2 protein-coding genes are annotated in these 3,510 nt (G+C 68.8%); both read right to left on the bottom strand.

Translation table 11 applies throughout. The annotated features are described in order from the left end of the window. Positions 1-166: 166 nt before the first annotated feature. Positions 167-1,462, bottom strand: coding sequence for an ATP-binding protein (locus PLL68_RS13145; protein ID WP_324534796.1), 1,296 nt, complete (start codon positions 1,460-1,462; stop codon positions 167-169). A gap of 440 nt (positions 1,463-1,902) precedes the next feature. Continuing rightward, a complete protein-coding gene (locus tag PLL68_RS13140; protein WP_324534794.1) occupies positions 1,903-3,240 on the bottom strand; it encodes a galactose-1-epimerase in 1,338 nt (445 codons plus the stop codon). Positions 3,241-3,510 lie beyond the last annotated feature (270 nt).

Raw genomic sequence — 3,510 nt, 5'->3', positions numbered from 1 at the left:
CGCCAGCGCCACCGCCTCCTCGGCTGAGAACGCAGTACTTCGGATCGCGCCCGGTAATTACTGCGTGCGATCCGAACTTCTGCGTGGGGCACCCGTCAGATGAGGCGCCGGCTCGTCGTCGAGCGCAAAGGAGCCGGCGGCTTGAAGAGTTCTGGTGCGCTGCTGGTCAGGACCTTGTGGTTGGTCTCACTGGGGTCCACAGCCGGTCGATGGGCATGACGTGGAGCCTGTCGGCGTAGGTGTAGGAGCGGCGCCCAGTGGTGAGGATGATCCCGGCGGCGAATCGTGGTCCAAGTGCGTCGCGGAGTTGGGCGAGGCCGCGGAACTCGGCAGCGGGAGCGCGTTCGCTGGCTTTGACCTCGAGGCCGATCACGGTGCCGTCGTCGTATTCGATCACGAGGTCAACCTCGGCGCCGTCGCTGGTGCGCCAGTGCCCCAGCGCGACGGCCTCGTTCAGCCAGGACGCTTGTTTGCGTACCTCGCCGATGACGAAGGTCTCCAGCAGGTGCCCGAAGTCGGTCAGTGCTGAGGGGTCGAGCCCGGCGAGCTTGTCGGGGTTGAGGCGAAGTAGCCGAGCCGCCAGTCCGGAGTCGACAACGTGAACTTTCGGTTTGGCGTTGACCCGTGATCGCAGCGTCCGACCCCAGGCGGGGAGCTGCACGAGGAGGAACAGGTCCTCCAAGAGGCGCAGGTGGTTCTCCACTGTCGGGCGGCTGACTCCGACGGCCTGAGCGGCCTTGGTCACGTTGAGCAACTGACCCGTTTGTGCGGCCAAGTGCGCCAGTAAGTCAGCCATGGCCTGACGCTCACGGACTCTGCCCAGCTCAAGGGCGTCACGTTCGACGGATGCGCGCACGAAGTCGTCGAACCACCGTGCGCGCGTCGCGGGAGTCCGGCGCAGCGCCAATGGCAGGCCCCCAGCGCACACCCGCTGCACGTACTCCGCCCGGGTGGTCGACGAGGTGGGCACCTGCTTGACGGTGCCGGCCGGATCCACCTTCAGCGCCTCCAGCAGGTCTTCCCGAACACCGCCGATCTCTCCCTGGGACAACGGCCAGATCGTCAGAGAGTGCAGACGGCCAGTGAGCGCCTGGGCTGTCATCGGCAGCGCGTCCTGACGGGTCGATCCTGTGACGACCGCTGTACCAGCGAGGCTGCCCTCGCGGTTCAGCCGTGCCTTGATCGCGTCGAGGATGTCCGGGACGCGCTGGTACTCATCCACGCACAACGGTGTGGCGCCGGCGACGACCGCGGCCAGGTTGCCGACCACGGCCTCACGCACCTCGACGTCGTCCAGATCCACCACCGATCCGCCCGCACGGGCGGCGAACCCGGACAGCACCGTCGACTTCCCGACCGAACGAGGGCCGTGCAACGCGATGACCGGCTCCACTGCAACGAGTTCTCGCAACAACCCGCTCACTCGGCGTTCGACCAGGAAATTCAGGGGCACGCGGCCCACGGTAGCAGGATGTGGCTCATTAACCTTACAAACGTGAGCGCACCAGGTTTACAAATGTGAGGCCGTGAACTTAGCAAACGTGAGGCCATACCTCACCCGGCTTCGTTGTCGTGAGTCGTGATGGGCTACATGGTGCGCAGGAGGGACGGCAGGGAGCGCCCTCGCCCTGAACACCTTCCGGCGTGGCCAAACACGTACGGGGACCCCAGCCAGTGGTGGGTTGACGGGGTGCCGGTTCCGCGTGGTCTGGCAACCCTCGGGTGTGTGCGGTCGTCTTTCTCGCACCCTTCGGGTTCTGGGTCGTGGCCACCGACCCGCCGGGGTGGCGCGGGTCCCTTGTTGCGGCGCTGGGCTGCGTCGCGTACGTCTTCATCGTCGTGCCCTGGGTCATGCGCGGAGCGGACCTTCGCCGCCGCAGGCGCAACTGACGTCGCAGGGGGTCAGCGCAGGCGCCAGATCGTCGTCGAGTGGAACGGGATGCCGGGGCGCAGCACGGTGTCGGGGAAGTGCGAGTGGTGCACGGCATCCGGGAACCCCTGGGTCTCCAGGGCGATGCCTGCCCGCGGGCCGTACGTCGCCCCGGACAGCCCCACGATCGAGTGGTCGAAGTGCGCGCCCGTGTACACCTGCACCCCCGGCTGGTCCGTGAGCACCTCGAGCACGCGGCCGCCCGCACCTCGCAGCCGAGCCGCCCGGCGCAGCCCGGTGTCGTCGGCTGGCCCGTCGAGCACGAAGGTGTGGTCCAGGCCCTTGCCGCGCCGCAGCTGCTCGTCATCCGCCGCGAGGACTTCGCCGACGCGCCGCGGCACGCGCAGGTCGAACGCGGTGCCTTCGACGGGTCGGATCTCGCCCGTCGGAAGGTTGGCCGCGTTGATCGGCACCATCGCGGATGCCGTGACCTCGAGTTCGTGGTCGTCGACCGTCCCGCTGCCCTCGCCATCGAGGTTGAAGTAGGCGTGGTTGGTGATGGTGAAAGGGGTCACCCGGTCCGTCGTCGCGGTGTAGTCGATGCGGACCTGCCCGGGGGAGACGGTGTACGTCACGCTGACCTCGACCGTGCCGGGGAACCCGTTGTCGCCGTCCGGGCTGGTGAGGGTGAGGCGCACCCGGGTGTCGGTGCGCTGGGTGACATGCCACGGCATCCGGTCGAAGCCGTTGAACCCGCCGTGCAGCGCCGTCGTGCCCTCGTTCGTCGGCACGTTAAAGGTCTCGCCGTCGATGGTGAGGGACCCGCCGGCCAGGCGGTTGGCGAGGCGGCCGATGGTCGCGCCGAGGTAGCCGCCGGCGAAGCGGTAGGTCTGCGGGTCGGCGTGGCCGAGGACGACGTCGACGGCGGTGGCCGGGTCGTGTCCGAGCCGCAGGCGGCGCACGGAGGCCCCGGCTGTGAGCACCTCGAGCTCGATGCCGTCGGCGCGCAGCGTGATCGATTGCGGGGCGGCGGCGTGGGGTGGGTGGAGGACGCGGGTGGCGACGACGGCATCCGGGTTGAGGGGGCCGTAGATGTGCGGAAACTGCTCTCCCGTTGCGGGATTGGCGACGTCCCAGCGCAGGGGGGCGGCGAGCCGGTCGGGGTCGATGGTGAGCAGGACGAGGTCGCCGTCGTGGGCCGCGTAGTAGCGGCCGAGGACTCCGGCGACCTGCTGCGGCGTCGAGCAGTGGATGAAGCCTTCGTCCTCGAGGGTTCCCCCGAGGGTGCTCTGCCGGTACTCGCCGGTGGTGAGTGCCTGCTGCCAGTGCTGGGCCTCGGCGAGGTGGTGGATCGGGTCGGGCGCGGTCACTGCAGGCCTCGGGGAGGGGGCGTGATCGAGGTGCGGTGCGCGGTAGGCATGCCCACCATTGTGGTGGGCCTATCCATAGGTGTCGCGGGCGTCGCAGGGCTTAACGTGCTTCGAGCGGATGACGGGACTGCTGCAGGGGCAGGTGACGACCGATCTGTGGTGCCGAGAGGTGGCACGGGAGAGGATGTGCACCGTGCACGAGCCACCCCGCCTCGGAGGAAGCGAGGTGTCCGTGTCCAAGGAGCCCCGTCAAGACGTCGCGGTGGAGTC

Source organism: Ornithinibacter sp., from assembly GCF_035443565.1.
Lineage (GTDB): Bacteria > Actinomycetota > Actinomycetes > Actinomycetales > Dermatophilaceae > Fodinibacter.
Note: the sequence above shows the minus strand (reverse complement) of the source record. Positions and strands in the feature narration are given on the sequence as shown.